The sequence below is a fragment of the Sporichthya sp. genome, from assembly GCF_013815995.1.
Taxonomy (GTDB): Bacteria; Actinomycetota; Actinomycetes; order Sporichthyales; family Sporichthyaceae; genus Sporichthya.
In genome coordinates this window covers 1-4,864 of sequence record NZ_JACDFE010000285.1, presented here as the reverse complement: position 1 = coordinate 4,864, position 4,864 = coordinate 1, and the positions used below count along the sequence as shown (strand labels likewise).

4 protein-coding genes and 2 pseudogenes are annotated in these 4,864 nt (G+C 71.8%); 5 read left to right on the top strand and 1 reads right to left on the bottom strand.

Going from position 1 to position 4,864, the window contains the following annotated elements; all coding sequences use genetic code 11:
* The 5 genes and pseudogenes from H0X00_RS21635 to glmM all read left to right on the top strand — a co-directional run.
* Positions 1-488 (top strand): annotated as a pseudogene (locus tag H0X00_RS21635) (tRNA pseudouridine(38-40) synthase TruA); the annotation flags it as partial.
* Between the two features lie 94 nt (positions 489-582).
* Positions 583-1,895 (top strand): annotated as a pseudogene (locus H0X00_RS24010) (ATP-binding cassette domain-containing protein).
* A 155-nt stretch (positions 1,896-2,050) separates the two neighbouring features.
* On the top strand, positions 2,051-2,494 hold the full coding sequence (rplM, locus tag H0X00_RS21620; protein ID WP_293774732.1) for a 50S ribosomal protein L13: 444 nt from the start codon (positions 2,051-2,053) through the stop codon (positions 2,492-2,494).
* A complete protein-coding gene (gene rpsI / locus H0X00_RS21615) occupies positions 2,491-3,009 on the top strand; it encodes a 30S ribosomal protein S9 (protein WP_367186730.1) in 519 nt (172 codons plus the stop codon). Before rplM ends, rpsI begins: the two co-directional genes overlap by 4 nt.
* 103 nt (positions 3,010-3,112) lie before the next feature.
* Positions 3,113-4,459, top strand: a complete 1,347-nt coding sequence (gene glmM / locus H0X00_RS21610; protein WP_293774731.1) for a phosphoglucosamine mutase — start codon at positions 3,113-3,115, stop codon at positions 4,457-4,459.
* A gap of 41 nt (positions 4,460-4,500) precedes the next feature.
* Here the strand turns inward: glmM and H0X00_RS21605 are convergent, their stop codons facing one another.
* Entirely contained in the window at positions 4,501-4,782 is a 282-nt protein-coding gene (locus tag H0X00_RS21605; protein ID WP_293774730.1) for a hypothetical protein, read from the bottom strand.
* Between the last annotated feature and the right edge of the window lie 82 nt (positions 4,783-4,864).

The following is a 4,864-nucleotide window of genomic DNA, read 5'->3' as shown; positions in this document are numbered from 1 at the left end:
TCGCTGCCCTGGCCCGCCGCTACGCCTACCGGGTCTCCGGCGCCCCCGGCGGGGTCGATCCGCTGCGCCGGGCCGACGTGCTGTGGCACCCCCGCGACCTCGACCTCGCCGCGATGGACCGGGCAGCGACCTCGCTGGTGGGGGAGCACGACTTCGCCGCGTTCTGCAAGCTGCGCGAGGGCCAGAGCACGGTCCGGCGGCTGCTCCGCTTCGGCTGGTCCCGGCAGGCCGATGGGTTGCTGGTCGCCGACGTCGAGGCGGACGCGTTCTGCCACCACATGGTGCGCGCGCTGGTGGGGGCATCGTTCGCCGTCGGCGAGGGCCGCCGGCCTGTCGACTGGCCCGCGAGCGTGCTGGCGTCGCGGGAGAAGAACTCCGCGGTGCAGGTGGTGCCGGCCCACGGCCTGACCCTGGAGGAGGTCCGCTACCCCGCGGACGCCGACCTCGCCGCCCGCGCCATCGAGACCCGCCGCCCCCGCAACGGATGACATCCGCAGGCTTCGCAACGGATGACATCCGCAGCGCAGGGGTGGCGTAGGAAACCCGCTCGCCGTTCGGGCCGGGCGCCGGGAGACTGCACCCGTGGGACACGTCGACCTCAGCCGCCTCCAGCACCGCCTGCCCGACGGGAGGCTGCTGCTGGAAGAGGTCTCGTTCCGGGTCGGCGACGGCGCGAAGGTGGCGCTGGTCGGGGCCAACGGCTCCGGCAAGACGACGCTGATGCGCCTGGTCGCCGGTGACCTCGACCCGCAGGAGGGCGCGGTCACCCGCAGCGGCGGGCTCGGGGTGATGCGGCAGTTCGTCGGGCACCGCCCGGGTGAGGACGCGGACCCCGAGCTTCTGTACGACGATGATGAGATCGATCCGGCCGAGCGTCCGGGTGCCACGGTGCGGGACCTGCTCGTGTCGGTCTCGCCGCCGCGGGTGCGGGGTGCGGCCCGCGAGCTCGACCTGGCCGAGCTGCTGATGATGGAGCAGGACGACGAGAGGACCCAGCTCCGCTACGCCCAGGCGCTCGCGGACTGGGCCGACGCCGGCGGTTACGAGGCCGAGGTGCTGTGGGACGTCTGCACCCAGGCCGGTATCGGCATGCCGTATGAGAAGGCCCAGTGGCGCGAGCTGTCCACCGCTCTCCGGCGGCGAGCAGAAGCGGCTCGTCCTGGAGCTGCTGTTGCGCGGACCGGACGGGGTGCGGCCCGCCCGAGGAGCGCCCGCGCGAGCAGGACGTGAAGATGCGGCTGCGCGGTGGCCGCACCGGGGTCCGTGCCGTGATGTGCGAACGGCTCGAGCTCACCGGGCTGATGAAGCCCTTCGACGTCGAGTTCTACTACGGCGAGCGGATCGCGGTGCTCGGCTCGAACGGCTCCGGCAAGTCGCACTTCCTGCGGCTGCTCGGCGCCCTGCCCGACGGGAACGGCGGGGTGTCCCACACCGGCGTCGCCTGGCTCGGGGCCCGGGTGGTGCCGGGGCACTTCTCCCAGACCTCCGATCACCCGGAGCTGGCCGCCAGCACCCTGGTCGACATCCTCGCCGGCCATGCCCTGCCGCGCGGGGAGGCGATGGGGGCGCTGCGTCGCTACGAGCTGCATCAGGCCGGCGACCAGCTGTTCCGGACCCTGTCCGGCGGGCAGAAGGCCCGGTTCCAGATCCTGCTGCTCGAGCTGGCCGGCGCGACCCTGCTGCTCCTCGACGAGCCCACCGACAACCTCGACGTGGACTCCGCCGAGGCGCTGGAGGAGGGCCTGGAGAGCTACCAGGGGACGGTGGTGGCGGTGACCCACGACCGCTGGTTCGCCCGCTCCTTCGACCGGTTCCTGGTCTTCGGCTCCGACGGGTCGGTCTACCCCTCGACCGGGCCGGTCTGGGACGAGGGCCGGGTGGCCCGGGCCCGCTGAGCTGCGGGGGAGTCCCGGTCCGGTTTGGCCCGCACGGCCGCCCCGGGCTAAGCTGGCCCGTCGTTGCCGGCCGTGTAAGGCGTGCGGCTGTGGCACCGCCGTGAGTCCCCTGGGCTCCGCTATCCGATCTCCAGATCGAACGAAGGTCATTTCACGTGCGCACGTACAGCCCCAAGCCCGGCGAGATTCAGCGCCAGTGGCACGTCATCGACGCCACGGACGTGGTGCTCGGCCGTCTGGCCAGCCACACGGCCCAGCTGCTGCGCGGCAAGCACAAGCCGACCTTCGCGCCGCACACCGACGTCGGTGACTTCGTCATCATCATCAACGCGGCCAAGATCTCGCTGTCCGGCGACAAGCTGAACAAGAAGATCGCCTGGCGTCACTCCGGGTTCCCGGGTGGCATCCGCGGCGTCGCCTACTCCGAGCTGATGGCGACCAGCCCCCGTAAGGCGGTCGAGAAGGCCGTCAAGGGGATGCTGCCGCACAACACTCTGGGCCGCGCCCAGCTGAGCAAGCTGAAGGTCTACGCCGGCCCGGAGCACCCGCACCAGGCGCAGCAACCCGTTCCGTTCGAGATCACGCAGGTGAGCCAGTGAGCACCGAGACCACCGAGACCAACGAGCCCGCGGCCGACGTCCCGCCGACGGACGCCGAGCTCGAGGCCAACGCGCCGGAGTCGTACACCACCGAGACCGCGCCCTCGATCACGCCGATCTCGAACATCGAGCCCGGCGCCGCGACCGGCCGTCGCAAGGAGGCCGTGGCGCGCGTTCGCATCGTTCCCGGCACCGGCAAGTGGAAGGTCAACGGCCGCGAGCTGGAGAACTACTTCCCGAACAAGGTGCACCAGCAGATCGTCAAGGAGCCGCTGGTCAGCCTCGGGCTGGAAGGCAGCTACGACGTCTTCGCCCGCATCCACGGTGGTGGCATCTCCGGCCAGGCCGGCGCGCTGCGCCTCGGCATCGCCCGTTCGCTGAACGAGGCGGACCAGGAGCACAACCGCCCGACGCTGAAGAAGGCCGGGTTCCTGACCCGCGACCCGCGCGCCATCGAGCGCAAGAAGTACGGGCTGAAGAAGGCCCGCAAGGCGCCGCAGTACAGCAAGCGCTAAATCCGCGATCACCGCGACCCGCGTCCCGCACAGGGGCGCGGGTCGTGTGCGTTCTCCGGCCGGCGTGCGCGATCATGAGCCGGGTTCGAAAGGGTGGTCAGCCATGGCTCGGTTGTTCGGCACGGACGGGGTACGCGGGGTCGCCAACGTCGATCTGACGGCGGAGCTCGCGATGGATCTGTCCGCCGCGGCGGCCCGGGTGCTGTCCGCCCACCGCTCCGGCGGGGGACGGCCGCTGGCTGTCGTCGGGCGCGATCCGCGCGCCTCCGGGGAGTTCCTGGAGGCCGCTGTGGTGGCCGGGCTGGCCAGCGCGGGGACGGATGTCGTCCGCCTCGGCGTGCTGCCGACGCCGGGCGTCGCCTGGCTGACCGCGATGCTGAACGCCGACCTCGGCGTGATGCTCTCGGCCTCGCACAACCCGGCTCCGGACAACGGCATCAAGTTCTTCGCGCGCGGCGGGCACAAGCTGCCGGATGCGACCGAGGACGAGATCGCCGCGCTGCTCGATGCCGACTGGCAGCGGCCGACCGGCGGCGATGTCGGCCGGGTGCGGGACGAGACCGACGCCGCGCGCCGCTACCTCGACTTCCTGCTGACCACGGTGCCGAACCGGCTCGACGGGATCACCGTCGTCATCGACTGCGCGAACGGGGCCGCCTCGGAGATCGCCCCGGTCGCGCTGCGGGCGGCCGGCGCCGAGGTGCACATCCTGCACAGCGAGCCGGACGGGCTGAACATCAACCTCGCCTGCGGCTCGACCCACCCCGAGGACCTGATGGCCGCGGTCAAGGCGCACGGCGCCCACGCGGGTCTGGCCTTCGACGGCGACGCCGACCGTTGCCTGGCGGTCGACGCCGAGGGCAATCTCGTCGACGGCGACCAGATCCTCGCCGTGCTCGCGTTGGCGATGAAGGAATCCGGCCACCTGGCCGACGACACCGTCGTGGTCACGGTGATGAGCAACCTCGGGTTCCGCCTGGCGATGACCGAGGCCGGGGTCAAGGTGATCGACACCGCCGTGGGCGACCGGTACGTGCTGGAGGCGATGCGCGCGGGCGGCTACACCCTGGGCGGCGAGCAGTCCGGCCACGTGGTGATGCTCGAGCACGCCACCACCGGCGACGGTCTGCTGACCGCGCTGCACCTGCTGGCCCGGATGGCTGCCACCGGCCAGAGCCTGGCCGAGCTGGCCGCGTTGATGACCCGGCTCCCGCAGGTGCTGATCAACGTCAAGGGCGTGAACCGGTCCGGGGTCGGCGACAACCCGGACCTGGCCGAGGCCGTGGCGGCCGCCGAGGCGGAGCTGGGCAGCTCCGGGCGGGTGCTGCTGCGACCCAGCGGCACCGAGCCGCTGGTCCGCGTCATGGTCGAGGCTGCGTCCGCGGATCAGGCGCAGGCGGTCGCGGACCGACTGGCCGACGCGGTCCGCACCCACCTGCCGCTGCCGTAGCCCTCAGGCGCCGGCGGGCCGGGTTGTCATCGCCGGCTGAGTCACGGCTGCGGGCCCCATTCGAGTTCGGTGTCGTTGTCTGCGTGATCGCTGAGTGCCAGGGTTCGGGTGCCGTCCATCCGGGCGACGTACAGGCGGTAGGTCCCGTCGCGGTCGCTGAGGAACGCGATCCAGGTGCCGTCCGGGGAGAACACCGGATCGAGGCCGGCTTGCCCGCCGGGCACCTTGGTCGGGTTCGCGCCGTCCGCGCCCATCAGGTAGATCGCGTTCGTCCCGGATTCTGCATATCTGCTTGAGTGCAGTACGATTTCGGGTGTGAGCAAGGAACGGCCGCTAGGCGGAGTCGACTACCCGCGCACGTTGCAGGAGTTCCGGGACTGGTTCCCGAACGATGACGCCTGCGTG

Coding starts and splice junctions, on each gene's coding strand:
- glmM (WP_293774731.1), top strand. CDS start 3,113: ATGGCTCGGTTGTTCGGCACGGACGGGGTACGCGGGGTCGCCAACGTC.